The following is a 24,961-nucleotide window of genomic DNA, read 5'->3' on the forward strand; positions in this document are numbered from 1 at the left end:
GCGCTTTTGCCGCAGGGCCTGCCAGGAACGAGACAAGCTGCTAAACCCCAATACTAAAGCTAACCCCGTGCTGCCTGAACCCCAGCCCCCGATAAAACCCATGCGCCTGGACCCGCCGCACGCTGGACGATAGCGCCAGCTTGCAGGCACCGGCCTCACGCGCCAGCCGCATGGCTTCGAGCATCATGGCCTTGCCGACCCCGATGCCGCGCGCCGCCGGCGCAACGACCACGCCTTCGACGATGGCCTCGGGGCGGCCATCGTGAACCATCAGCGGAAACACCAGCAGACTGAACGTTCCGAGCGGGATATCGTCGCCATCTACCATCAGGTAGCAACGATAGAAGGGATACTGCCGCATGGCCGCATAACGCTCCCGCATGCTCGCAAGCGGCAGCACGGGTTCGTCATCCATCGTAGCGAGCAGTTCTGCGAGTTGCTGCAGTTCGGCGTCGCTACCCTGAACCTCGCGCAGCGTCAGTACTGACTCCCTCATGCCGCACGCAAGCAACGCGCAGCCATGTGCATGTAGTGCGTCACCGGCGGCGTCACCAGGTCAACCACCTTGGCCAGATCGTCATAGCGCCGCAGGCGCACCGCGGCATCCGCATGCGATCCAGCGGCGAACGCGCTCGCCTGGGCGGCATCGAAGGGCCCGCCCTGCAGCGCAAGGCTGTGCACTGACGCTTCGGACAGCGTACTGAAGTAGCCCGCATCCACCGCGCACAGATACCGCTTGGCCGCGACATGCAGTCGGATTGGCTCCGTGACATCCGGGCCGAACAATTCGGCCAGCGCATCCGCGGCGGCTTCCTGGTGCCGCATATCGGTGGTGCTGCTTTCGGCCAGCATCAGGTGGCCGACATCGTGCAGGAACGCGGCAACGATCAGCGGCTCGGGCTCGCCGGCTTGCTCCGCCAGTTGCGCGCATTGCAGCGCGTGGGCGGTCTGGCTGATGGCTTCGCCGCCGTAGTAGGCAGTACCGTGGCTGGCGAACAGCGATGCAATGCGGGGCAGGGTCAGCATGGAAATTTTGCGGGGAATTTTTGTGTCGATCAGACCAGCACCTTGCGGATCTGCGCCGAGATCACGTCAATGGCGGTCACGAAGACGATGATGATGATCATCACCGCGCAGGTCTGGCCGTACTGGAAGCTGCGGATGATTTCCCACAGCACGGTGCCGATGCCGCCCGCGCCGACGATGCCCACGACCGACGCCGAACGCACGTTGGATTCGAAGCGATACAGCGCGAACGAGAGCCAGAGCGGCAGCACCTGCGGAATCACGCCATAGATGATTTCTTCAAGAGGGCCGGCGCCGGTGGCGCGCACGCCTTCGACAGGGCGCGGGTCGATCGCTTCGACGGCTTCGGCAAACAGCTTGGCCAGCACCCCGGTGGTATGGATCCAGAGCGCCAGCACGCCGGCGAAGGGACCGAGCCCGACGGCCACGATGAACAGCATGGCGAAGACCATCTCATTGATGGCGCGGCAGGCATCCATGACACGGCGCGCCGGCTGGTAGATCCAGGCGGGCACGATATTGGCCGAGCACAGCAAGCCAAACGGCACGGCCATGAACACGGCAATGGCCGTGCCCCATACGGCGATCTGCACCGTGACGAGCATTTCGTCCAGGTAATGGCGCCAGTCGCGGAAATCGGGGGGGAAGAAGTCGGCGGCGAACTGCGCCATGTTGCCGGAATCGCGCAGCAGGTCCAGCGGACGCATGTCGGCGCCGTTCCAGGACAGGACAAGCATCGCCAGCACGATCGCCCAGATCAGCATCACGGAAAGCGGTGTGCGCGGGGGCCGCACCTGGCTCTTGGGAGAGGGCGGCAGGGCGTGCTTGGCAGTGGTGGTCATGGGGACAATCCGGTAATGCGAGAAGAGAAAATGCAATGCCGCGGCTGGCGGCATGCCGCCAGCCGCGGGTGGGACTTACTGTGTGCTGACAGCCTTGTCCAGGTCGGCCAGGCGTCGGCTCACGTCGGCGAGCTGCTTCTGCTTGTCGGCAGCGGCCAGTGTGGTGTCGGTCTCGATGCGAGCCTTTTCCTTGGCCAGCTCGATCTGGCGGATCGGCACGAGTTGCGCATCGGTCGACGGACGGAAGCCCTGGTACGTCAGCGTGGCCAGCACCTGCTTCTCGCGCGCGGGGTCAGGGCCCTTGCCGTAGTTGACGAAGAAGGTCTGGATCTTCTTCTTCACGTCGGCCGGCAGGTCCTTGCGATAAACGATCGGGTCGGCCGGGATCAGCGGCGACTTCCACAGCACGCGCACCTGGTCATACGGATTCTTGCCCGTGTTGATGCGATAGCGCTCGAAGTTCTCGGTGTTGTTCACGGCCACGTCCACCTGCTTGTTCAGCACCGAAAGCAGGTTGGTTTCGTGGTTGCTGATGCGAACGGCCTTGAACAGCGTCTTCGGCTCGACCTTGTGGGCGGCCCACAGGTAGTAGCCCGGCACGGCCGTGCCCGACGTCGAGTTCGGATCGCCGGCGCCGTAACTGAGTTCCTTGCCGCGCTTGATCACGTCTTCGACGTTCTTGATATCGCTGTCCTTGTTGACGATCAGCAGGGACCAGTAGCCCGGGTTGCCGTCCTTGTCGATCACCGAGGCGAACACTTCGCCATTGGCGCGGTCCACGGCTTCCATGGCCGACTTGTTGCCGAACCAGGCGATCTGGACCTTGTTGAAGCGCATGCCTTCGATGATGCCGGCATAGTCCGAGGCAAAGAACGGCTTGACGGTCGCGCCCAGCGTCTTGCTGAGGTCATCGATCAACGGCTGCCAGGCCGACCTCAGGTTCGACGACGACTCCGTCGAGATGAAGCCGATGTTCAGCGTCTTGGCGTCCTGCGCAAAGGCCGGCATGGCAACAACGGTCGATGCGACAACGGCGAGGAATGTTCTGCGAAGCATGGATGACTCCGGTTGGAATTCGGTTTGGCGAACGTGTTGAATACGTCTTGAGTACGCCTTGGATCTGGAAAAGAACGCGATGCAAGACAGCCGTCAGGCCGCTGCGATATTCATGCCCGCCAGCGCTGGCACGGGCACGGCGTCTGGTTCGCTGTCGAGGGTGTCGTGCAACAACTCCTCTGCCTCGGTGCCATACAGGTCGCGCAGCATGTCCGGCGTGAGCGCCGCGGAGGGGCCGTCATACACCACCTTGCCGTGGCGCAGCGCGACGACGCGCGGGCAGTAGCGCATCGCCACGTCAACCTGGTGCAGCGACACCACCACGGCCACCTGGCGCGTGCGGTTGATCTGCGCGAGCAGCGACATCACACGGCGCGACGACTCCGGATCCAGCGACGCGATCGGCTCGTCGGCCAAAATCACGCGGGCGTTCTGCACCAGCGTGCGCGCGATAGCGGCGCGCTGCTGCTGGCCGCCTGACAACGTCGAGGCGCGCTGGAACGCATAGTCGTCTATACCAACCTGGGCAAGCGCGTGAAGACCTGCCTGGATCTCGTTGGCCTTGAACAGGCGCAACAGGCTGCGCCACTTCGGCAGGCGCGACAGCATGCCGACCAGCACATTGGTCATCAACGGGAGACGGCCGACGAGGTTGAACTGCTGGAACACAAAGCCGATCTCCGAGCGGACGCTTCGCACATTGCGCGCCAGCCGCCCGTGGCGCTGGACAGCGCGGCCGTTCACGACGATTTCGCCCGCGCCCGCATCGCTGGTGACAAAGCCGGCGATATGGCGCAGCAGCGTGGACTTGCCGGAACCAGAGGCGCCCAGCAGGGCGACCATTTCACCGGGCGCGACGTCGAGCGTGACATCGTCAAGCGCCTTGCGGTCTGCGCGGAACGACTTGGTCAGGCCGCGGACTTCGATGGCATGCGTCATCTCGACTCCCTTGCTTGAATGACGAGCGCATTCTGGCGGCCGCCCGTGACAGAACGATGACGAATGCTGCCGGTTTGCGGGCAAAACATAACGCAATTGCGGCATTGAATTTCGTCACACAACAGTCATAATGAGTTTCCAGAATGCATTTCAATCGGGCTTCTCTGCAATCGCTGATGCGCGTGACGATTCGTATGATCACCGTACCGGGGACTCCCGGACGGGCCGCCCTGCACAGGGCGGCGGTGTACCCCACGTCGGAAGACGACTCGGCTCCGCTGATGGTGAGCGACTGGAGCCAGCGTGAACCTGAAGTCTTCCTCGCTGCGCAAACGTGGGCGCGAAGCCGCGCATACATCATTTCCAATCCGCGCAGCGGGTCGTTTTATGGCGGCAAGTACGGTCGTTACTAGCTGACTGCCAGCCAACTGTCTCGACCGCAACCGTGGTTTTCGCACCCATGCGGTGCGTCCATCCAGTGAATGCTTGCCGGGATGGATGAAAAACGACTGACACGTCGTCTCGCTTTCGCATGCACTGCGTGCGAGATGCCCTTCCGTTGCCGCGCGCAACGCATACAATCTTTTTTGTCATAGAAACACTCCCTGCCTGCGTTGCGCCGGAACGCCCATTGTCCGGCCGCAAGCGGGGTGATGCGGTCTGTTTCTCCGCTGGCACCGGATGACCGCGGACACTCAAAGAAGCACTGCAGCGCAAGTTGTCGTACACCGCCATGCAGAACCAGGCGGGCACCTACGTGCAGCCGACTCGCGACAGCTTCAGCGCGGCGGTGGCATCGGCAAGCTGGGCGCCGCAGCGGGACTTCTACCAGGTCGTCACGAATGCGCCCGGTTCCAATGCGTGGCCGATCGCGGGCGAGGTGTTCGTGCTGATGCCGCTCGCCGGACTCGCCAACGGCAGCACCAAGGACGCGCTCGCGTTCTTCCGGTGGGCGCTGCGCGAAGGGCAGGCCGATGCCGCAGTCGAAAACTATGTGGCGCTCCCGCCCGCGCTGGTCGAGCAGGTCGAAGCCTACTGGGGCCAGTTCCTCAAGTAAGCGTGCCCGCATGGACCACGGCGGCGGCGCCGGTCACGTTGGCGTCATGGCATGGTGCTATTGAAGATGGTTGCTGATGCCATGCGATTATTGCCGCCATGCGTGCCATTCCCCCTGATTTGAACACTGACTCGCACCCGTGGCGGCGCCGCGGCATGGCCGCCGCGGCATTGGCTGTGCTGTCGACGCTCGCACTGACCGCGCAATGCCGCCAGGATGACTTGTGGTTCCCTGGCATTACGCGTGACAGCCTGTGGAAGAACGTGCAGGAGCGCTGCCTGACGAGCGACCAGCCGCGGCACGCCGATTGCGCCGTCGTCGACCGTGAACGCGGCCTCGTGTTGTATAAGGACGCCATCGGGTCGAGCCATTACCTCGTGATCCCCGACCATAAGGTTACGGGTGTCGACGATCCCGCGCTTTGGGAGGGCGGTCCTCACAACCAATGGGCGTTCGGCTGGGAAGTGCGCGACATCGTGGGCAAGTCGATCGGCAAGCGCGTGCCGGACAATCTCGTCGGCCTGGCGGTGAACTCGCGGGCATCGCGCAGCCAGGACCAGCTTCACATCCATCTCGACTGCATCAGCGAAGCCGCGCGCGCGTTCGTTGCGGACAACGCGGGCAAAGCAAGCGACGGCTGGACCGAACTCCGTTTCCAGGGCAAGCCGGTACGCGCCCTGCTGATTCCGTCACCGGATACCGCGCTTCGCTTCAATGCGTTTGACATCGTGCGCAAAGGGCTGCCGGAGCCGAGTCGGGTAGGGGACCGCGGCGTGTTCGTCACTTACGTGACGCGGCAGGACGTTGCGCCGGGCTTCCTGGTCGTCGACCAGCCTGTGGACAAGGCGGCCGGCACGACCGGCCATGCGAGCGATTTCCTCGACCGGTCCTGCAAGCTGGGGCGCACGGCGGAGTGAAGCAACAGGCCGGTGTCCACGTGCCATGTGACCCGTGGGCCCACATCAGGGTTGGTGCGATCAAAAAAAGCCGAGATAAAGCCGGCGTCGGTCACGCCTTTGTCCTACGCTGTTGGCATCCGACCCGAGAGCGCGGGGTGCCCATGGCGACTCCATCACAATTTATCCAGTGCTACGCCGGTGCGCCTGAGTCGGCCCCCGGTGCATGGGACTGGAATTGCCCGATCTGCGTCGCCCGGTTCTGCGCCGGCGCCAAACAGGCGGTGCGCCATGGCGTGAGCTTCGCGCTGTATTGCCATCACGATGAGCGGCTGTTGATCGCCTGGCCCATGCTCGGTGACCAGTTCGAGCTCAGCCTTGCGGGGCCGATGCCCGAAAGCGCGGCCATCAACGCAGTGGCCGCCGCGAATGCCGACGGTCAGCGCCTGCTTTACCAGCACGACATGAGGCACTGAAGGCTTTCCCGGCAACCCCGGCAGCGGTCGCCATGCGTGCAAGTTGGTGATATATTACATATCAACAAAGTGAACGTTGTACCATTTGCGCCATGTTCGATCCTTCGCTGCTGGGCCGGATGGCCTTCACCCATGCCGTGCCCTCAGCGGCGCCATTGCCACCGGGCCGCCACCGGCTTGGCATAGACGACGAACGCGACACGGTTCTTTTCGTGCCGGATGGGCTGGATGCCGGCGTTCCCGTGCCGCTGATGATCATGTTCCACGGGGCTGGCGGATTTCCCGGGAAGGTCCTGCCGTTCATCGAACCACGCGCGGCGCAGCATAAATTCCTGGTATTGGCACCGCATTCGATGTTTCCGACATGGGACATCGTGATCGGTGGCAACGGTCCCGACCTCCAGCGGTTGCACCAGGCGCTCGCCGCGGTCACGTCTCGCTACCACATCCGCCGCGATCAGCTGGCGTTCGCCGGCTTTTCGGACGGGGCGAGCTACGCGCTATCGATCGGCATCACCAACGGCGATATCGCCAGCCACGTGATCGCGTTTTCCGGCGGATTCATGTCGGTATTCATGCAGGAGGGTATGCCGAAGGTCTTTATCGCGCATGGGCTCGCCGATGAACAGCTCCCCGTTCAGACCAGTGGCCGCAACAACGCGATGCGTCTCCGTGCTGCCGGCTACGACGTCGAGTATGTCGAATTCGACGGCCCGCATGCGATACAGCCCGACATCGTCGACCTGGCCATCCGGTTCTTCCTGGCCTAATGGAGCGCCGTCCATGAATTTCGAAATCCCGCAGTCGCTGATCCATCCGCTGCTCGCGCTGATCCAAGCCGAATCGCCGCTGGCCCGGCAGCTCAGGGAACACGGTGTCTGCCACGGCAACATGGTGGTGTCGGCGCGCCTGTTCGACGCGCAATCGCTCAGTTCGCTCTATACGCTCAGCAAGGCACAGAACGAGCGCGAACTGCTGTTCCAGATGCTTGCGCTCGACAACATCTACAACGCGCCGCAAGCGCGCACGATTCCGGGCCTGGAGATGCTGGTGGCAGGGCTGATCGCCTACCTGTCGCGCGATGCCATCGATGGCTGGCTGTACCAGCGCAGCCGCGACGGCGTGCTGCTGCCGTGGCTGGTCCAGCGCATCCGCCATGTCGAGCCGGAGCAGGGCATGCCCTATGTGGCCATCGACATGCTCGCGAACACGATGCTGTCCGCCAACTCCGAGCAGACCGACCCCACGCGTCGCCGTTCAGGCATGACGACGTCGATCATCGTCACGCGCGACGAGATCGTCGACCGCACGATCCCCGAACTGCTTGCGGAATTCGGCTTCTTCAAGGAGTGTGCGGAGTTCCGGCGCGAATACGAGATCCATGCGCAGCGCTTCGTGCGCTACCAGCGCAGCTTTGGCGCGCAGTTCATCGCGACGCGCGCCGGCTTCACGGTCGAAGGCAAGAACACCGTCGCGCTGGCGCGCATGGCCGATGGCGTGACCGCACGCTGCATCAATGACGAAGAACGGCTCGAACGGCGCTTCGAGATGAACTGCGATGCGGAGTTCTGGCGCCGCGCCGGTGTCGTCAGCGGCTTCGAGAAGGTGCCGCTGCATGGCTACGTACACCTGTTCCACCTGGAGTGGCACCAGAACATCTGGGTACACGTGCAGCACCTGAGCGAGTACAAATACCGGCCCGAACTGCGGGACAAGCTGGTGCTGCCGGACCATCATCGCGATCTGATCGACATCCTGACGTCGCACATGGACGTGCTGGTGCAGGACTTCGTGCCCGGCAAGTCGGGCGGCACGACCATCCTCTGCCAAGGGGCCCCGGGACTCGGCAAGACGCTGACCGCGGAGATCTATGCCGAAGTCGTTGGCAAACCGCTCTACCGCGTGCATTCGGGGCAGCTCGGCACGACCGCCGCATCGGTCGGCGCCACGTTGATGGAAATCCTGCGTCGCGCCATGCGGTGGAACGCCGTCCTGCTGCTGGACGAAGCCGACGTCTACATTCGCCGCCGCGACAACGACCTCGAGCACAACGCCATCGTCGCCGAGTTCCTGCGCACGCTCGAATACTTCAGCGGATTGCTGTTCATGACGACCAACCGCACCGGCGACGTCGACGACGCCATCCTGTCGCGCTGCATTGCGACGATCCAGTATGAGACACCATGCAGGGAAGATGCCGCGCGCCTGTGGCGGCTGCAGGCCGATCAGTGCGGCGTGTCGCTGCAGGACGAACTTGTCGATGCGCTGACAGCCGCCTACCCGAAAGCGAGCGGCCGCGACATCAAGGAGCTGATGAAGCTTGCCACGCGGTACAGCAAGGCAAAGCAGATCGCGCTGTCCGAAGACGTGTTCCGGCTGTGCGCGCAGTTTCGGGCGATCGAGTAAGCGTCCTTGCTTCAAATCAGCCGCCACCCCGTCATGGCTTGACGGAGCAGGCGGCTTTTCCATTACTGGCCGGTGCCGGCAACTGCCTTGGGCCGGATCGCATCAGCCGTGCCTTGAATGAAGGCCTTGAGTTTCTCGACATCGTCAGCGCTCAGCTTGCCGCTGAAGTCCGGCATGCCGCGCACCATGGCGGGCCCCTTGAAGATGAACTTGTCCAGGTTCTGGATGTAGGTGGCGTGCATATAGCCCAGGTTGGGAATATTGCCGCCGCGATCCACGCCCGGCACGCCATGGCAGGCCACGCAGTTGCTGACGTAGAGGCCGGCACCGGCCTTCACGTTGGCCGGATCGTAGCTGACCCCGGACAGCAGTTCCCCCACGCGAGCCTTGACGAATTCCGGCATGGCCGCCTTGCCCCCGAGCGCGAACGTGTAGACCGTGCCGGGACCTTCGCGGTCCGCGACGCGGCGGTACGCGCCGTACGCACCGCCCCAGCCCACGGCGATCGACACGTACTGCTTGCCATCGACCATGTAGGTCGTCGGGGCAGCGATGACGCCGGTGCCCGTCGGCGTTTCCCACAGCTTGTCGCCGTTGCGCGCGTCATAGGCGATCAACCGGCCGTCCGACGTGCCCTGGAACACCAGGTTGCCGGCCGTGGTCAGCGTGCCGCCATTCCACGGCGCGACGTATTCCTGCGTCCATGCCGCTTTGTGCTGCACCGGATCCCACGCAATCAGGCGCCCGAACGGCTTGTTGGCCGGGCTCGCGGCGCCGAGGATCTTGCCGGTATTCCAGCCGGTGTTGCTCTGCAGCGCACCGGGCGCAGCGGCATTGAAGCGCCAGCGCTTGTCGTCCATGAGATTCGCCGGCACGTTCTGTGCCGGCACGTAGACCAGCCCGGTCTGCGGATTGAACGACATCGACTGCCAGTTGTGGCCGCCGTAGGGGCCCGGGATCGCGTCGTAGGGCTTGTCGGTCGCGCGTGCTTCGGGAACTTCGGCGGGGCGGCCGTTGGCGTCATAGCCCGTGGTCCAGTTCACGTCGACATAGTTCTTCGCGGAAATAAACCGCCCATCGGTCCGGTCGATCACGAAGAAGAAGAAGCCATCCTTCGGCGCGTGCAGGATCACCTTGCGCGGCTGGCCGTCGATCTTCAGGTCTGCCAGGATCATCGGCGATGTGGACGTGTAGTCCCAGTTGTCGCCCGGCGTTTCCTGGTAGTGCCACACGTACTTGCCCGTGTCCGGATCGAGCGCGACGATCGATGCAAGGTACAGGTTGTCGCCGCCGGCCGGGCTGCGCGCGCGGTGCGCCCACGGCGAGCCGTTGCCGGTCCCCACGTACATCAGGTTGAGTTCGGGATCGAAGGTGAGGCTGTCCCACGCCGTGCCGCCACCACCGGCCTCCCACCATTTGCCTGCTGGGTCCCAAGTCTGCGCGGCGCGCGCCATCGATGCAGCCATGGCGGCCAGCGGAAAAGTGGCACGGCGGCTTGAATTGCCCGAAGGGTTCCCGCTGCTGAAGCATCCGCAGCACGCCCTTCCATATCGAGGGGCCGCCCTTGCGCTGGGCCGAACTCTATTTCCGGGCGACCGGTTCAGCTACAAGCGGACACTGTCGCGCTAGCGACAGCGCCGTACCCGCATCATCCGCGCTGCGGCAGCTTCCAGCCCGGCCGGATGAAGTGGCACGTGTAGCCGTTCGGATAGCGTTCCAGATAGTCCTGGTGCTCGGGCTCTGCCTCCCAGAACGGGCCTGCAGGCGCAACTTCCGTCACAGCCTTGCCAGGCCACAGGCCTGACGCATTGACGTCGGCGATCGTGTCTTCCGCTACCTGCTTCTGCGCATCGTCCCGATAGAAGATCGCCGAGCGGTAGCTTGTGCCGACATCGTTTCCCTGACGGTTCTTGGTGGTCGGGTCGTGGATCTGGAAGAAGAACTCCAGGATCTGGCGATAGCTGATCTGCTGCGGATTGAACACGACTTCGATTGCTTCTGCGTGGGTGCCATGGTTGCGGTAGGTGGCATTCGGCACATCGCCGCCGCTGTAGCCCACGCGCGTTGCCAATACGCCCGGGTACCGTCGCAGCAGGTCCTGCATGCCCCAGAAGCAGCCGCCTGCCAGGATAGCGATTTCGCTTTGCGTCGTCATGGTTCTCCCTCTCTGTTCGGTTGCTGCCGCACCGCGTATGACTCGCCGCGCCGGCACATTCGCGCATTGTGCACGATAGCCCGCCGCGGCGTGCAGCCAGGAACTGAGCTGCAACCGCTGCGCCGCTTTCAGGGTCTGCAACAGCTGGCTCCGCTTTCCTGTTCCTGCAGTTCCCACGCGTTCTTTCCCGTTGCCGAGTCGCGGCACGCGTTCGAGCTCAGCTCCTGCACCTTGCACTCCTGGCGGCGTTCTGGGATTCCGTCATTATCAATGCATTTATGTACGTACATAATAACGCGGATACCCACCCGAATTTGGTGGGCATTATTCGCCTTATGCAAACGCATTCCATAGCCATGACGCACCGAAATCCAGTTGACATTGTCCGTTTCGCCAATCACTATGTACGTACATATAGCAAGGCAGCAGAACACGCAGCCAGGGCCATGAGGGACAAGGAAACGCATATGAAGAAGGACCGCAGCGGCAACTATTTCGAGGACTTCCGCGTCGGCATGAAGATCAGCCATGCCACGCCGCGCACGCTGACCGAAGGTGACCGCAGCCTGTATATCGGGCTGACCGGCAGCCGCACGGCGTTGTGCACCGCAGAGACCAATGCCCGGCACCTGGGCTTCGAGCATCGACCGCTGGAAGACATGCTGGTGTTCAACACGGCGTTCGGCAAGACGGTGCCCGATATCTCTCTCAATGCCGTGGCGAACCTCGGCTATGCGGAAGTGCGTTTTGTCTCGCACGTCTATCCGGGCGACACGCTGGCCGTGCAAACCGAAGTGATCGGTCTCAAGGAGAACTCCAACCGCAAGAGCGGCGTGGTCTACGTGCGCTCGACCGCGCGCAACCAGCATGGCCGCGAAGTGCTGAGCTGGGTGCGCTGGGTGATGGTGCACAAGCGCGACCACGGCGCCGTGTGTGGCGAAGCAGTGGTGCCGTCCACCCAGGCCGTGGTACCAGCCGAGCGCCTGCGCCGTAGCGACTACACGGCGCGCGTGCGCGAGATCACGGGCATGACGGGCTTCGATGACCTGTGGGAGGACTACGCGATAGGCGAGCGCATCGACCACCCGGGCGCGATGACGATCAACGACAGCGACCACAGCCTCGCTACGCGCCTGTACCAGAACACGGCCCGGGCTCACTTCGACGGGCACGCCATGGCCGCAAACGGCGGGCAACGCCTGGTCTACGGCGGGCACATCATCTCGGTATGCCGCGCGCTGGCCTATGACGGGCTGGAGAACGGCCTGTCAATCATTGCGATCAACGGGGGCAGCCACGTGAACCCGACCTATGCGGGCGACACCATCGCGTGCGCGACGCAGGTGCTGGAGAAAGTCGACCTCGGCCAGGAGCACGTCGGTGCGCTGCGCCTGCGCATGATCGGCGTAAAGAACGCCAGCGGCACCTCAATCGCCTTTCCGGAGCCGGGCCAGGGCAGGGCGGCGCACCCGTCCAATGTCGTGCTGGACCTCGACTACACCATCGCCATCCCGAAACGCCAGCGGTAAGCCCCACGCGCGGCCTGCCTCAATGCACATCACTTATCAGCGAGACAAGACATGACCACCGCAACGCATCCGAACGACGCCCTGTTTGCCGGCGAAAAATCCTTTCCGGTGCTGGCCGCCTGCGAGCACTTCGCCGGCAGCGAAAAGCTGATCGGCAAGGCCATGGACCTGCAAGTCGAGTACGGCCCGGTCTTCGACGTGACCTGCGACTGCGAAGACGGCGCCGCCGCCGGCCAGGAACGCGAGCACGCCGAGATGGTTGCGCGCATGATCGCCTCGGACCGCAACGTCCACGGCCGTGCCGGTGCCCGTATCCATGACCCGTCGCATCCGGCCTGGCGCCAGGATGTGGACATCATCGTGAACGGCGCTGGCGGCCGGCTCGCCTATATCACGGTGCCCAAGGCAACCAACAGCGGGCAGGTCGCGGAAGTCATCCGCTATATCGGCGACGTCGCCAAGCGCGCCGGCCTGGACAAGCCCGTGCCGGTGCACGTGCTGATCGAAACCCACGGCGCGTTGCGCGACGTGTTCCAGATCGCGGAACTGCCCAACATCGAAGTGCTCGACTTCGGCCTGATGGACTTCGTCAGCGGCCACCACGGCGCGATTCCGGCCGCCGCCATGCGCAGCCCGGGCCAGTTCGAGCACGCGCTGCTCGCGCGCGCGAAGGCCGACATGGTTGCGGCGGCACTGGCCAACGGCATCGTGCCGGCGCACAACGTGTGCCTGAACCTGAAGGACGCCGAGGTCATCGCCAGCGACGCGCGCCGCGCGCGCAATGAGTTCGGCTTCCTGCGCATGTGGAGCATCTATCCGGCGCAGATCCAGCCGATCGTCAACGCCATGCGCCCGGACTTCACCGAAGTGGAAGATGCCGCCGGCATCCTGGTGGCCGCGCAGGACGCCGACTGGGGCCCGATCCAGTACAAGGGCGAACTGCACGACCGCGCCACCTACCGCTACTTCTGGGAAGTGCTGCAGAAGGCGAAGGTGACCGGCATGGCGGTGCCGGCCGAAGCGGACCACCGCTTCTTCGCGAACTGAAGGCGCAGGAGGGGAACCGCACCGGCATCGTAAAATGTGCGCACCCTCCGATTTTTCCGCCCCGCCGCCATGACCGCCGCGACACTGAAGGACAGCAAGCCCAAACCCGATCTGCCGGGTGCCCCGACCCGATACGCCGAACTCGCCAGCATGCTGGTGAAGGACATCGTGGAAGGGCGCCGCGTGGTGGGGAGCCTGCTGCCGACGGAACATGAACTGGCCGAACAGCACGGCGTGAGCCGCCACACGGTGCGCGCCTCGCTGCGCATGCTGCAGGACCTCGGCTATATCTCGCGGAAGAAGGCGGTGGGCACCATCGTCGAGAACGCCAACCCGAATGCGGCCTATACGCAATCGTTCGGCACGGCGGAAGACCTGGTGCGCGTGGCCGCGACCGAAGTGCGGGCGATCGACGACGTGCGCGATGTCACGCTGGACCGCGCGCTGGCACGCCGGCTCGAAGCGCCGGTGGGCAGCGCGTGGGTGTTGCTCAGCGGCACGCGTGTGGACGCGCGCAAGGGCAGCACGCCGGTGGCGCGCGCCGACATCTATATCGACGCTTCGCTGGCGGGACTCGTCGATACCATCCGCAATCATCCGCAAACGCTGGTCAGCGCGCTGATCGAGCGCGAGCGCGCGACTGCCATTGCGGAGATCCGGCAGGTGGTCACGGCAACGCTGATCGACGAGCCGCTGGCCACGCAGCTTGGCGTGCCGGCGGGGTCGGCGGGGCTGCGGCTGATCCGCCATTACAAGGAAAGCTCGGGCAAGATCCTTGAGATCACGGACACCGTCTATCCGGCCGACCGCGTGTCGGTGGCATTCCAGCTCAAGCGCAGCCGCGGGCCCGCCATTGGCCTGTAGCGCTATCCCGCCAGCGCTTTGGCAGCTTCCCCGATGCGCTCCGCGAGCCGGCTTGCCACGGGCTGGCGGCTATGCGGCGCACGTTCGACCAGCCCGACTTCGCGATAGAACGTATCGTCACCCAACGACAGCGCGGTGACGCCGGCGGGCCGTTGGCCCCCAGCCAGCGTACGCGGCGACAGCCCGACACCGAGCCCGCGTGCGACGAGTTGCGCGATGCCTTCCAGTTCATCGAGTTCGATTGCTTCCTGCACGACCACGCGCTGCTGGCGCAGGAACTGGTCGACCAGCCGGCCGCCAAACGAACCCCGGTCATACCGGATGAACGGCGCCGATTCGATCGCTTCACGCCAGTGGAGGCCGGCCATGGCAGCCGGCACCAGCAATTCGAACGGCTCGCGCAGCAGCGGGCGCCAGTCCAATTCGGCAGGCAGCGCATAGGGCGGCCGGATGAGCACGGCGATATCGATATCGCCGGCATCGACCTGCCCGAGCAGGCTCAGCGACACCCCCGGCACCATGCGCACGCGGCAGGCCGGCAATTCGGCGCGGAAACTTGCAATGGCATCCGGCAGGAACGTCACCTGCGCGGAAGCAATGGCGCCGATACGCACCATGCCGCCTTGCGCGTCCGGCCCCTGGTGGCCGATACGCTCATACAGGGCAACGAGTTCCTCGGCCAGCGCCAGCGTGTCGCGGCCGGCGGCATTGAGCCGTGCCGAGCGCCCGGTGCGATCGAACAGCGGGAAACCGACTTCTTCCTCCAGCCGCTGGATTTGCGCGCTGACGGCCGACTGGGTCAGGCCGATCCGCGCGCCGGCGCCGGCAAAGGTGCCGTGTCGGGCCACGGCGATGAAGGTGCGCAGTTCACGCAGCATGATGGCGAATGATCGAAATTTGTGTTGCTCAGAGCGAAAATATATCGCTTTTCATCATCATTCGTCATGCTTAGACTTTGGCTCCAGGGTTCGGCGGATGATTTGGCCGGCCCGCCCCGCAAAACCGTCATCCATTGAGAGCCTCCCATACCATGAGCGCAGCTGCTGCCGTCGTGCCTCCGTTTCACCTGGCCTTTCCCGTCCACAGCCTTGCCAGCGCGCGGGAGTTCTACGGCGAACTGCTCGGCTGCCCGGAAGGCCGCAGTTCCGATGCGTGGATCGACTTCAACTTCTATGGCCACCAGATCGTCGCGCACCTGTCGCCCGACGAATGCGGCCACCGCGGCACCAGCGCGGTGGACGGCGACAACGTGCCGGTGCGCCACTTCGGCGTGGTGCTGTCGATGGAAGCCTGGCAGGCCGCGGCGGACAAGCTGAGCGCGGCCGGCGTGGAGTTCGTCATCGAACCGCATGTCCGCTTCAAGGGCCAGGTCGGCGAACAGGCCACCATGTTCTTCCTGGACCCGTCGGGCAATGCGCTCGAATTCAAGGCGTTTGCGGATATGTCGTCGCTGTTCGCGAAGTAGGCGTCTCTGGCCGGACGCCTTTCAGGATCCGATTCCGGCCTCCTCCACCAGACGGTCCCGCACGAAGCCCAAAAACGTACGCACGCCCTCGGGCAGCGTGCGGCCGGCCAGCGTCTGCAGTTCGATGGCGCGGCTTTTCATGCCGCGCTCGCGGATCGTCGCGGCATGGAGTTCGCCACGGCGCAGGCGGTCGCCGACCGTGACCCCGCCTGAAATCGACAGCCCGCCACCGTGCAGCACAAAGCTGGTCAGCGTCTCGAACTGGTTGCTGACCAGCACCGGTTCGAACGCAACGCCACGCTCACCGCAGGCAATGTCAAACAGCTGGCGCACCGTGTTGTCGCCCTCGGGCAGCGCAAGCGGATACGGCAGCATCTGCGACAGCGTGATGCTGCGGAACCGCGCGAGCGCGTGATCGGGCCGCATGATCGCAATCACGGGCGCCGCCTGCCTATGCTCGACCCGGATGCCTTGTTCGGCGGCACGGCTGTACGTGATGCCGATATCGGCGTCGCCGTGCAGCACAATGCCGGTTACCTCGGCCGGCGGTGCCACGCGCACATGGAAATGCAGCCCCGGATAGCGTTCGCGGAAATCGGCAATGGCGCGTGGCAGGAATTCGATCGCAAACCCGGCCGAACTCGCCACCCGCACGCGCCCGCGCCGCAGACCTTGCAGCGCATCGATTTCCGTCACGACACGATCAGCCTCCAGCGCATTGCGCAGCGCATAGGCGGCCAGCAACTCGCCCGCCGCGCTGGCCACCATGCCGCGCGGCCGGCGGTCGAACAGCGGCACCCCCAGCCATGACTCGAGCGCCGCAACCTGCCGGCTGACCGCGGACACCGTGACGTTTAGCCGCTGCGCCGCCTCGGTCAGCGAGCCGGTGCGAACGACTTCCAGGAAATAGCGCAGCGAGGTGTCCTGCAGACGGTGCGACAGCATCGATCGTGGCTTTGGGATTGGCTTCCGGGTTTGTACCACGTTTGCGTTTTACGCAAGGGTATTTGAAAAATTCCTCGATTGTAGGAAAACCACGCCGCCCCTATGCTCTTTCCTGACCAGACAGGAGACAGGCTTCCCATGAGCGCGATTCCCAGCATTCCGACCGATTCCATCATTGATCTCGACGCCGTTGCCCTGTCCCGGGCCATCCATGCGCGCGAGGTGTCGTGCGTGGAGGTGCTTGATGCCTACCTGAGCCAGATCGACCGCCACAACCCGCGCGTCAATGCCATTGTGGCGCCGATGGACCGGGATCCATTGCGAAAGCAGGCGGCGGGCCTCGATGACGAACTCGCCCGGGGGGCCAGCCGCGGTCCGTTGCACGGTTTTCCGCAGGCGCCCAAAGACATCATGCCGGCCGCCGGCATGGTCACCACCAAGGGCTCGCCGATCTTCGCCGGACAAGTCAGCCAGACCGACGCAGTGGTCTTCGAACGCATGCGCGCCGGCGGCGCGCTGTTCGTCGGCCGCACCAATTCACCCGAGTTCGGCCTGGGCGGCCACACGTACAACCCGATCTACGGCACCACGCGCAATGCCTGGGATCCGGCACGCTCGGCCGGCGGCAGCAGCGGCGGGGCGGCCGTAGCGGTGGCGCTGCGCATGCTTCCGGTGGCCGATGGCTCGGACATGATGGGATCGCTGCGGACGCCGGCCGCGTTCAACCATGTCTATGGGCTGCGCACCTCGTTCGGCTGCGTGCCGCATGGCCCGTCCGAGGAAGTGTTCTTCCAGCAGTTCAGCGTAGCCGGCCCGATGGCGCGCAATGTGCCGGACCTGGCGTTGCTGCTGTCGGTTCAGGCGGGCTTCGACGCGCGCTTGCCGCTGACGCGCCGCACCGAAGCGCCCGGCAGCTTTGCGCTGCCGCCCGAGCGCGACTGGGCTGGCGTGCGCATTGGCTGGCTCGGCGACCTCGGCGGCCACCTGCCGACCGAACCCGGCCTGCTTGATACATGCGTCATGGCGCTCAGCCATCTACGGGCGATCGGCTGCACAGTCGATGCCGCACTGCCGGATTTCAACCTCGAACGCCTGTGGCACGCATGGATCGACCTGCGCAGCTTTGCTGTGGCCGGCGCCAACGGCGCGCTGTACCGCGATCCCGCGAAGCGCGCGTTGCTCAAGCCGGAAGCCGTCTGGGAAATCGAGCGCGGGCTGGCGCTGTCAGGCTCCCGCGTGTACGAGGCCATGGCGATACGTAGCACGTGGTACCAGGCACTGCGCACACTGTTCGAGCGCTTCGACTACCTCGTCATGCCGGCCGCGCAGGTGTTCCCGTTCGACGCCGATATGGACTGGCCCCATGCGATCGACGGGCGCGACATGGACACGTATCACCGCTGGATGCAGGCCGTGGTGCCCGCGACCATGGCCGGCCTGCCCGCGCTGGCCGCGCCCGCGGGATTTGGCCGCGGCGGGCTGCCGGCCGGCATCCAGATCATCGGCCCGGCGCAGGCGGACGCGGAGGTGCTGCAGCTTGGTCACGCCTATGACCAGGCAGGCGGCTTCTCGCGCGTGCGCAGCCCCTGGCTGGCGTAGGTGCCCGACCCGACCGACACATCGAGTTTGTCCACGGGCAGCAAGCTGCTGGCCGTGTTGACCGCATGGCTTCGTCTTCCCCCAAACAGCAGGCAGGAGTTGAACCGATGACCGTAACCCCCACCAAGCTTTTCTTTGCATGCACCGGCCTGGCCGCCATGCTGGCCACGGCGCCTGCCGCCGCGCAGGGTCCGTCGTATCCGGACCGGCCGATCCGGCTCGTGGTGCCCTTTGCCGCTGGCGGGGCCACTGATCTGCTGGGCCGCTTGCTGGCGGTTGGCCTTGGCGAGAAGCTAGGCCAGACGGTGGTGGTGGAGAACAAACCCGGCGCGAGCACGGTAGTCGGCGCCGCACAGGTCGCCAAGGCCCCGCCCGATGGCTACACGCTGCTGCTGGCCGCAAGTACCACACTCACGCTGAACCCTGCGATCCGCCAGAACATCGCGTACGACCCGGTCAAGAGCTTCACGCCACTGGGGCTCGTTGCCGACATGAGCCTCGTACTGGTTGCCAACCCCGAGGTTCCGGTGAACTCGCTCAAGGACCTGGTGGCACAGGCAAAGGCGAACCCCGACAAGTTTTCCTACGGCTCGTTCGGTGCGGGATCGTCGGTCCATTTCGGCGGCGAGATGCTGAAATCCGCCACCGGTATTCGCATGGTTCACGTGCCGTTCAATGGCAGCGCCCCGAGCCTGACCGCGCTGGCCGGCGGGCAGGTCCAGGTCGCCGTCGATACCGTGGTCGCCAGCCTGCCGCTGATCAAGGGCGGCAAGATCAAGCCAATCGCGGTGCTTTCGGCGCAACGGCTACCGGCGCTGCCACAGGTGCCTACAGTGGCCGAAAGTGGCTATCCGGGCTTCCAGATGGGGACCTGGTTCGCACTGATGGCGCCGGCAGGGCTGCCGTCGCCGGTCGCCCAGAAGCTGGAAAAGGCGCTCGCGGAAGTCGCCAACGCGCCGTCAACCAAAGCGCGGATGGTCGAGCTGGCGCTGACGCCAGCTTATGGCAATGGCGCCGCCGTCAAGGCGCGCGTCGAAAAGGAGCTGCCGGAAATGCGCGCGGTGGCGGCAAGGGCCGATATTCGGGCGGAGTAGGGCGCGGAGGACCGACGGCCGGGCAGCATGCACCGCATGCCCGGAGAGTACCCGTCCCCGCGCTAACCGGTCCGGCACTCCGATGCGCGCAACAGTGGAATCTTTGACGTCAGCCACAATTGACCTACTCTGCATATTCGGGCTCAGAGGGGGAAGGGCATGCGCTCGCCTGCTTGTCCCTTTCCGCTGGCAATACCGGCCCGTCCTGCTGATCTTCCAGCCAGAAGGAGATGGCGATGGATGCAGTCCGGGTATTGTTCGAAACCCAGCCCTTGTTCACGTTGCTCCTTACGATTGCACTGGGCTACGTTGTCGGCGAAATCAATATCAAAGGCGTCGCGCTGGGATCCGGAGCCGTCCTGTTTGTCGGATTGGCGATCGGGGGCTTCGCGCCCAAAGCGGCACCGCCTGCGCTGGTCGGGACCCTGGGCCTGCTGCTGTTCCTCTATGGCATTGGCATCCAGTACGGCGCCCAATTCTTCGAGGGGCTGACCAGCGTCCGCGGTCTGAAGGCCAATGCCGCCGCGGCTGTGGGTGTTATCGGTGCCGGCATGGCGTCGCTGGCGCTGGTACCGCTGTTCGGCCTGCGGCTCGATGAGTCGCTGGGTATCTTTGCGGGTACCGGGACCAGCACCGCGACATTGCAGGCCGTCATTGCGGCCATGAAGGGCGATGGCGCGGCGGTTGGCTACAGCGTGGCATACCCGTTCGGGGTCGCGGGCCCGATCCTGTTGCTCTATGCCCTCAGCGTATTGCTGAAAGCGAAAATCGAGGCGCCAGCGGCCAAGATCCTCGAGACGGGCGAGATTTCCCTGCGCAACCCCGAGATCGTCGGCCTCACGCTTGCCCAGCTGAAGGCGCGCCTGCCAGTTGGACTCGCCATTGCCGCGGTGCGTCGCGAGCACCATAACCAGCTGCCGACCGAAGACCTTGTCCTGCGCCAGGACGACGTTCTGCTCGCGACATCCACGGAGCCGGCCTTGCTTCGGGAAGCTGCTGGCCTGCTGGGGGAACTGCAGCCCGGCCGGATTAGCAGTCACCGCGAGGACCTGGACTATGTCCGCTTGTTTGCCTCAAGCCGCGCCGTGGTCGGGCTTGCGCTACGCGATATCCGCTTTCCCGATGGCATTACAGGTTCGATCGTCCAGGTACGAAGGGGCGACGCCGACATGCTGCCAACCCCCGAACTCATCCTCGAAGTGGGCGACCGGGTAGGAGTGCTGGTCAATCGCGCTCATACCAAGGCCATGCGCAAGCTTTTCGGCGACTCCATCAAGGGGACCGCCGAACTGAGCTTTATTTCCATCGGCATCGGCGCGGCGCTCGGCCTGTTGGCGGGCATGATCCCGTTGCCGATCCCCGGCGCCGGCAAGCTGACCCTCGGCTTGGCGGCTCTGCTGCTGGTTGCGCTGTATCTGGGCAAGATCCGCCGGTCCGGCCCGCTGGTCTGGACCATGCCGCTTTCCGCCAATCTGGTGTTGCGCAATCTCGGGCTCACTATCTTCCTGGCACAGGTTGGCATATCGTCAGGACCGAAATTCTTCTCGACCATTGCCATCACCGGCGCTTCACTGCTCCTTTACAGCGTGCTGATTGTGCTGGTGCTCGTGCTGGTCACGGCACTGGCTTGCCTGTGGATCTTCAGGATGCCCTTCGATGTCACCGCCGGCGTCATCTGCGGCGCGACCGGTAATCCGGCAATCCTGGCGTTCGCCAACCGCGTAGCGCCCACGGAGCAGCCCGATATCGGCTACGCCATGATCTTTCCTTCGATGACGGTCACAAAAATCCTGTTTGTGGAGATTGTCATGGTCCTGGCTGGCGGGTAGGGCAATCTGGCATGCCTGCCCGAAGCCGGGGGACCTCGTTCCGATCCGGAGAGAAGCGATGAAAGCTGCCGTATTCAGCGCCAAGCCTTACGACCGAGAGTATCTTGACGCCGCCAATGTTGCCGAAGGCCATCAACTCGACTTCTTCGACGTCCCGCTCGACATCAACACGGCCGGCCTGGCCGCCGGCCATGGCGCGGTCTGTATCTTCGTCAACGATGTGGCGGATGCCGCCGTGCTCGATGCGCTCAGGCGTGGCGGCACGTCGCTGATCGCGCTGCGCTGCACCGGATTCAACAATGTCGATCTCGGCGCCGCTGCAAGTCTCGGCATGAAGGTGGTACGCGTCGTCACGTACTCCCCCAATTCGGTGGCTGAGCATGCCGTAGCCTTGCTGCTGGCCATCAACCGGAAGATCCACCGCGCCTACAACCGTACGCGAGACTTCAATTTCTCGCTTGATGGCCTGATGGGGTTCGACTTCTGCGGCAAGACCGTGGCCGTGGTCGGCACAGGCAAGATCGGGCGGGTATTTGCCCGGATCATGCTCGGGTTTGGCTGCGAAGTGATCGGCTATGATGCATATCCCTCACCGGAATTCGAGGCCTTGGGCGGCCGCTACGCCCAGCCTGGCGAAATCGGCGCCAGTGCCGACATCATTTCCCTGCATTGCCCGCTGACACCGCAGACGCACCACATCATCAATGCCGACGCTCTGGCGCGCGCGAAGCCGGGGGCACTGCTTGTCAACACCAGCCGCGGCGGCCTGCTGGATACCGCGGCCGCCATCGATGCACTGCAGAGCCGCCAGCTGGGTGGGCTGGCGCTGGATGTGTACGAGCAGGAAGCGGATCTTTTCTTCCGTGATCTCTCCAGCACCATCATTGCCGACGACGTGATGCAGCGGCTGGTCTCGTTTCCCAACGTCATCGTGACCGGTCACCAGGCCTTTCTCACGCGGGAAGCCGTGTCCACGATCTGCCAGACGACTCTGCGCAGCATGACGGAATTCGAGTCCGGGCTGGCGCTGACGAATGAGATCAAGGCCTGAGGGGTTCGAATCGCTCGATGTTGCCGTTCATGGGCGTAGCGGCGAACAGCCGGATATTGTCGACCAGTTCCTTACTCACTTTGCAGCGCCTCGCCGTGGTAGTCGACCTGGTGCCGCGCAATGCGCAGGTCGCCAAGCTCGCGCTTGACGCGCAGGTGCTCAGGGTGGTCCGTATAGGCCTGGAGCGCGTGATGCGAGTCGAACTCCGTGTACAACACCACATCGCAGGCATAGTCGACCCGGCTCGAGTCCACGCCGACTTCCAGATGGCGCATGCCCGGAATCCGGCCGCGCAGGCTTTCAAAGGCCGCCTTGAGCTGAGCGATCGCATCGCGCTTTTCATGCTCGGTCTGCCCGCGCAGGTTCCACATCACGATATGTTTGACGACTTCCAAGATCGGCTCCCGGGCTGATGTAAGGGCTGATGTAAGGGTCCGGCGCCGCGGCTCAGGCGGCGGGAAAGCCGGTCTTCTGCGGCCACATATTGTTGAAGGCCAGTACGCTGCTGGTGGCATAGATGCCGGCACGCGTGAAGGGCTCGCGGGACAGCCACTCGCGTGCGGCGGCCAGTGACGGGAAATCGATCACCAGCAGGCTGCCGACCATGGTCTCGCCGTCTTCGGCAAGCAGCGGACCGGCAAACGCGATCTGATCCTTGACGGCGCCCAGGTAGATCTTGTGATCCGGGCGGACCTTCAGACGCAACTCGCCAACACCGGGTTTGTCGATCAGGTGGAATGCGTAAAGCATGGCGCTTACCTCGTTGTTTGTTGGGGGCTTTCGGGTACCGGGGCGGCCGGGGCGGCCGGATTGAGCACGAAGTCGTAGTCGAGCGTATAGAAGGGCACGGCACTTTCTCCGCCGTCCGGGGTGCTGCCCGGCTTATGCCGGACCCAGTCCGCCACCAGTGACGAACGCACGCCGAAGACGGCGTCCGAGTCGAGGTAGTCGCTGTCGTTGCGGAATACGTGCGTGACCAGCGTCTCGTAGCCGGGCGCGGAGATCATGAAATGGAGGTGAGCCGGCCGCCACGGGTGCCGGCCCATGGCGTCAAGCATGCGGCCGACCGGGCCGTCATGCGGGATCGGGTAGCACTCGGCGACGATAGACCGGAAGCGGAAGTGACCGGTGTCATCGGCCGTCAGCGTGCCGCGGCCCTGTGCATGGCTCCGGTCAGGATTCTGCACATCGTAGAAGCCATCGGCATCCGCCTGCCAGACCTCGATCTTCGCGCCGGGCACGGCCTCGCCGATGATGCTGCGCACCTGTCCGCTGACATAGCAGGGCTCGCCGGCCATGCCATTGCCAACGTCGTCGCCGAGTTCATAGTCAGGCGCGTCGTCCACATAGAACGGCCCGAACACGGTCGCCTCGGTGCAGCCACGCGGCTTGCGGTGGTTCTGCGCAGTCACGAGCGTCGACAGGCCCAGCGTGTCGGACAGCAGGATGAACTCCTGCCGGCTCGGGCTGCAGGTATGGCCCACTTCGGTCAGGAACTGGATGCCCGCCGCCCATTCCTCCTCGGTCAGCTTGATCTCGCGCGCGAACGCGTGCAGGTGCTGGATCAGGCTGGTCATGACCTCCTTGAGGCGGCGGTCCTTCATATCGACATTGCGGGCCAGCACTGCCTGGGTGATGGTTTCTTCGTCGAGATTGCGCATGGTTGTAGCTCCTGGAAAAACCCGCGCGCGTCAGGCCTTGGTCGCGTCTTCCCAGCGGGGGCAGGCGCGTTTGTCGGCGGGCACGTCGAGCGGCTGGTAGTTGGTCTTGTCAATTACGGTAGCAGGCAGCACGATGTCCTGCCTGACCGGCTGTCCGCGCAGCTTGCGGATGGCGGCCATGGTGCCCAGGCATCCCTGTACGAAGCCGTTGTAGTCGCCGGTGGCGAGCAGCGTGCCCGCCTTGATGGCGTCGATCGCTTCCTTGGTGCCGTTGATGCCGGTGACGAGCGCCTTGCGGTTGGCGCCCTCCAGCGCTTCGATCGCGCCGATGGCCATGGCGTCGTTGGCGGCGAAGACGGCGTCGATCTTCGGGAACGACTGCATCAGGTTCTCCATCACCTGCAGGGCTTGCAGGCGCTGGTAGTTAGCCGGCTGTGACGCCACCACCTTGATGCCGGGGAAGGCCTTGAGCGCATCCTGCACGCCGCGGATGCGGTCGACATTGGTCAGCGAACCCTTGATGCCTTCGAGCACCACCACATTGCCCTTGCCGCCCATGGTCTTGAACAGGTAGGTGGCGGTTTTCAGGCCAAGGTCATAGTCGCTGGCACCGACAAACGAGACGAAGTTGCCCACGTCGCTGCGGTCGGTCACGTTGACCACCGGGATATTGGCCGCATTGATCTTCTTCACGCCGGGGCCCATTGCCTTGTAGTCGACCGGCACGAACACCACGGCGTCGGCCTTCTTGACGATCACGTCCTCGATCTGGCTCATCTGCTCGGGGATGCTGTCCGGTTTGGTCGGGATGTAGTGGGTAATGCGCGCGTTCATGCTCTTGGCCGCCGAATCCGCGCCCTGACGCAGGACCTGGAAATACGGGTTGGTCTGTTTCTTGGTGAAGACGGCAATGCGCTCGCCGTCCGCATGCGCGGCGGGCATGGCCAGCAGGCCGAACGCGAGCAGGGCGGCGAGTGATTTCAGGTTGCGTGCTTGCATGTCTTCTCTCCTGGGATCGTTGGAA

26 protein-coding genes and 1 pseudogene are annotated in these 24,961 nt (G+C 64.5%); 14 read left to right on the plus strand and 13 right to left on the minus strand.

Annotated features, from left to right (window positions below):
• Positions 1–40: 40 nt before the first annotated feature.
• The 5 genes from K2O51_RS00500 to phnC all read right to left on the minus strand — a co-directional run bounded on the left by K2O51_RS00500 (position 41) and on the right by phnC (position 3,863).
• On the minus strand, positions 41–496 hold the full coding sequence (locus tag K2O51_RS00500) for a GNAT family N-acetyltransferase (protein ID WP_011300300.1): 456 nt from the start codon (positions 494–496) through the stop codon (positions 41–43).
• Positions 493–1,026: a phosphonate degradation HD-domain oxygenase gene (locus tag K2O51_RS00505; protein WP_011300299.1), complete on the minus strand. Its 534-nt coding sequence runs from the start codon at positions 1,024–1,026 to the stop codon at positions 493–495. Before K2O51_RS00505 ends, K2O51_RS00500 begins: the two co-directional genes overlap by 4 nt.
• A gap of 29 nt (positions 1,027–1,055) precedes the next feature.
• Positions 1,056–1,868 (minus strand): phosphonate ABC transporter, permease protein PhnE, encoded by an 813-nt coding sequence (gene phnE, locus K2O51_RS00510; protein WP_041680183.1) that lies wholly within the window; start codon positions 1,866–1,868, stop codon positions 1,056–1,058.
• Positions 1,869–1,943: 75 nt separating this feature from the next.
• Positions 1,944–2,924: a phosphonate ABC transporter substrate-binding protein gene (gene phnD, locus K2O51_RS00515; RefSeq protein ID WP_011300297.1), complete on the minus strand. Its 981-nt coding sequence runs from the start codon at positions 2,922–2,924 to the stop codon at positions 1,944–1,946.
• Positions 2,925–3,017: 93 nt separating this feature from the next.
• A complete protein-coding gene (gene phnC, locus K2O51_RS00520) occupies positions 3,018–3,863 on the minus strand; it encodes a phosphonate ABC transporter ATP-binding protein (RefSeq protein WP_220630340.1) in 846 nt (281 codons plus the stop codon).
• 143 nt (positions 3,864–4,006) lie between these two features.
• Between phnC and K2O51_RS00525 the strand changes: the two genes are divergently transcribed.
• From K2O51_RS00525 to K2O51_RS00550, 6 genes are all read left to right on the plus strand, one after another.
• Complete coding sequence (locus K2O51_RS00525; protein ID WP_224010235.1) at positions 4,007–4,276, plus strand: CDP-diacylglycerol pyrophosphatase; 270 nt, start codon at positions 4,007–4,009, stop codon at positions 4,274–4,276.
• 305 nt (positions 4,277–4,581) lie between these two features.
• Positions 4,582–4,920 carry a type 2 periplasmic-binding domain-containing protein gene (locus K2O51_RS00530; RefSeq protein ID WP_049796488.1) on the plus strand — a complete coding sequence of 113 codons (339 nt, stop codon included), beginning with the start codon at positions 4,582–4,584 and terminating at the stop codon, positions 4,918–4,920.
• Between the two features lie 98 nt (positions 4,921–5,018).
• Positions 5,019–5,837, plus strand: a complete 819-nt coding sequence (locus K2O51_RS00535; protein ID WP_220630341.1) for a CDP-diacylglycerol diphosphatase — start codon at positions 5,019–5,021, stop codon at positions 5,835–5,837.
• A 143-nt stretch (positions 5,838–5,980) separates the two neighbouring features.
• Positions 5,981–6,292 carry a hypothetical protein gene (locus K2O51_RS00540; RefSeq protein WP_220630342.1) on the plus strand — a complete coding sequence of 104 codons (312 nt, stop codon included), beginning with the start codon at positions 5,981–5,983 and terminating at the stop codon, positions 6,290–6,292.
• Positions 6,293–6,384: 92 nt separating this feature from the next.
• Positions 6,385–7,062 (plus strand): alpha/beta hydrolase, encoded by a 678-nt coding sequence (locus tag K2O51_RS00545; RefSeq protein WP_140950720.1) that lies wholly within the window; start codon positions 6,385–6,387, stop codon positions 7,060–7,062.
• A gap of 13 nt (positions 7,063–7,075) precedes the next feature.
• Positions 7,076–8,698, plus strand: a complete 1,623-nt coding sequence (locus tag K2O51_RS00550; RefSeq protein ID WP_220630343.1) for an ATP-binding protein — start codon at positions 7,076–7,078, stop codon at positions 8,696–8,698.
• 62 nt (positions 8,699–8,760) lie between these two features.
• Here K2O51_RS00550 and K2O51_RS00555 read toward each other — a convergent pair.
• A pseudogene (locus K2O51_RS00555) lies at positions 8,761–10,155 on the minus strand (c-type cytochrome); the annotation flags it as partial.
• Between the two features lie 191 nt (positions 10,156–10,346).
• A complete protein-coding gene (gene msrA / locus K2O51_RS00560) occupies positions 10,347–10,853 on the minus strand; it encodes a peptide-methionine (S)-S-oxide reductase MsrA (RefSeq protein WP_220630344.1) in 507 nt (168 codons plus the stop codon).
• 467 nt (positions 10,854–11,320) lie between these two features.
• Between msrA and K2O51_RS00565 the strand changes: the two genes are divergently transcribed.
• The 3 genes from K2O51_RS00565 to K2O51_RS00575 all read left to right on the plus strand — a co-directional run bounded on the left by K2O51_RS00565 (position 11,321) and on the right by K2O51_RS00575 (position 14,293).
• On the plus strand, positions 11,321–12,382 hold the full coding sequence (locus K2O51_RS00565) for a MaoC family dehydratase (RefSeq protein ID WP_041680177.1): 1,062 nt from the start codon (positions 11,321–11,323) through the stop codon (positions 12,380–12,382).
• A gap of 51 nt (positions 12,383–12,433) precedes the next feature.
• On the plus strand, positions 12,434–13,429 hold the full coding sequence (locus tag K2O51_RS00570; RefSeq protein WP_140950712.1) for an HpcH/HpaI aldolase/citrate lyase family protein: 996 nt from the start codon (positions 12,434–12,436) through the stop codon (positions 13,427–13,429).
• Positions 13,430–13,498: 69 nt separating this feature from the next.
• Positions 13,499–14,293 carry a GntR family transcriptional regulator gene (locus K2O51_RS00575; protein ID WP_220630345.1) on the plus strand — a complete coding sequence of 265 codons (795 nt, stop codon included), beginning with the start codon at positions 13,499–13,501 and terminating at the stop codon, positions 14,291–14,293.
• A 2-nt stretch (positions 14,294–14,295) separates the two neighbouring features.
• Here K2O51_RS00575 and K2O51_RS00580 read toward each other — a convergent pair whose 3' ends face one another.
• On the minus strand, positions 14,296–15,171 hold the full coding sequence (locus K2O51_RS00580; RefSeq protein WP_140950710.1) for a LysR family transcriptional regulator: 876 nt from the start codon (positions 15,169–15,171) through the stop codon (positions 14,296–14,298).
• A gap of 152 nt (positions 15,172–15,323) precedes the next feature.
• On the opposite strand from K2O51_RS00580, the gene K2O51_RS00585 reads away from it, so the two are divergent.
• Positions 15,324–15,758, plus strand: coding sequence for a VOC family protein (locus K2O51_RS00585; RefSeq protein WP_140950709.1), 435 nt, complete (start codon positions 15,324–15,326; stop codon positions 15,756–15,758).
• A gap of 21 nt (positions 15,759–15,779) precedes the next feature.
• On the opposite strand, the gene K2O51_RS00590 is transcribed toward K2O51_RS00585, so the two are convergent.
• Entirely contained in the window at positions 15,780–16,703 is a 924-nt protein-coding gene (locus K2O51_RS00590) for a LysR family transcriptional regulator (protein WP_011300264.1), read from the minus strand.
• Positions 16,704–16,841: 138 nt separating this feature from the next.
• On the opposite strand from K2O51_RS00590, the gene K2O51_RS00595 reads away from it, so the two are divergent.
• From K2O51_RS00595 to K2O51_RS00610, 4 genes are all read left to right on the plus strand, one after another.
• Entirely contained in the window at positions 16,842–18,302 is a 1,461-nt protein-coding gene (locus K2O51_RS00595) for an amidase (protein WP_220630346.1), read from the plus strand.
• Positions 18,303–18,409: 107 nt separating this feature from the next.
• Entirely contained in the window at positions 18,410–19,396 is a 987-nt protein-coding gene (locus K2O51_RS00600; protein WP_140950707.1) for a Bug family tripartite tricarboxylate transporter substrate binding protein, read from the plus strand.
• A gap of 236 nt (positions 19,397–19,632) precedes the next feature.
• The gene (locus K2O51_RS00605) at positions 19,633–21,225 is read left to right on the plus strand and encodes an aspartate:alanine exchanger family transporter (protein ID WP_011300261.1); all 1,593 of its coding nucleotides are present in this window, start codon (positions 19,633–19,635) and stop codon (positions 21,223–21,225) included.
• Between the two features lie 58 nt (positions 21,226–21,283).
• The gene (locus K2O51_RS00610; protein ID WP_011300260.1) at positions 21,284–22,276 is read left to right on the plus strand and encodes a 2-hydroxyacid dehydrogenase; all 993 of its coding nucleotides are present in this window, start codon (positions 21,284–21,286) and stop codon (positions 22,274–22,276) included.
• Between the two features lie 71 nt (positions 22,277–22,347).
• Here the strand turns inward: K2O51_RS00610 and K2O51_RS00615 are convergent, their stop codons facing one another.
• Genes K2O51_RS00615 through K2O51_RS00630 form a run of 4 tightly spaced genes read right to left on the minus strand, consistent with a single transcriptional unit; the run spans position 22,348 to position 24,936 of the window.
• Positions 22,348–22,671, minus strand: coding sequence for a Dabb family protein (locus K2O51_RS00615; protein ID WP_011300259.1), 324 nt, complete (start codon positions 22,669–22,671; stop codon positions 22,348–22,350).
• Positions 22,672–22,723: 52 nt separating this feature from the next.
• Positions 22,724–23,026 (minus strand): YciI family protein, encoded by a 303-nt coding sequence (locus K2O51_RS00620; RefSeq protein WP_220630347.1) that lies wholly within the window; start codon positions 23,024–23,026, stop codon positions 22,724–22,726.
• A gap of 5 nt (positions 23,027–23,031) precedes the next feature.
• Positions 23,032–23,937: an intradiol ring-cleavage dioxygenase gene (locus K2O51_RS00625; RefSeq protein ID WP_220630348.1), complete on the minus strand. Its 906-nt coding sequence runs from the start codon at positions 23,935–23,937 to the stop codon at positions 23,032–23,034.
• Positions 23,938–23,967: 30 nt separating this feature from the next.
• On the minus strand, positions 23,968–24,936 hold the full coding sequence (locus tag K2O51_RS00630; RefSeq protein WP_220630349.1) for a sugar ABC transporter substrate-binding protein: 969 nt from the start codon (positions 24,934–24,936) through the stop codon (positions 23,968–23,970).
• Positions 24,937–24,961 lie beyond the last annotated feature (25 nt).

This window comes from Cupriavidus pinatubonensis, assembly GCF_019602855.1.
GTDB lineage: Bacteria > Pseudomonadota > Gammaproteobacteria > Burkholderiales > Burkholderiaceae > Cupriavidus > Cupriavidus pinatubonensis.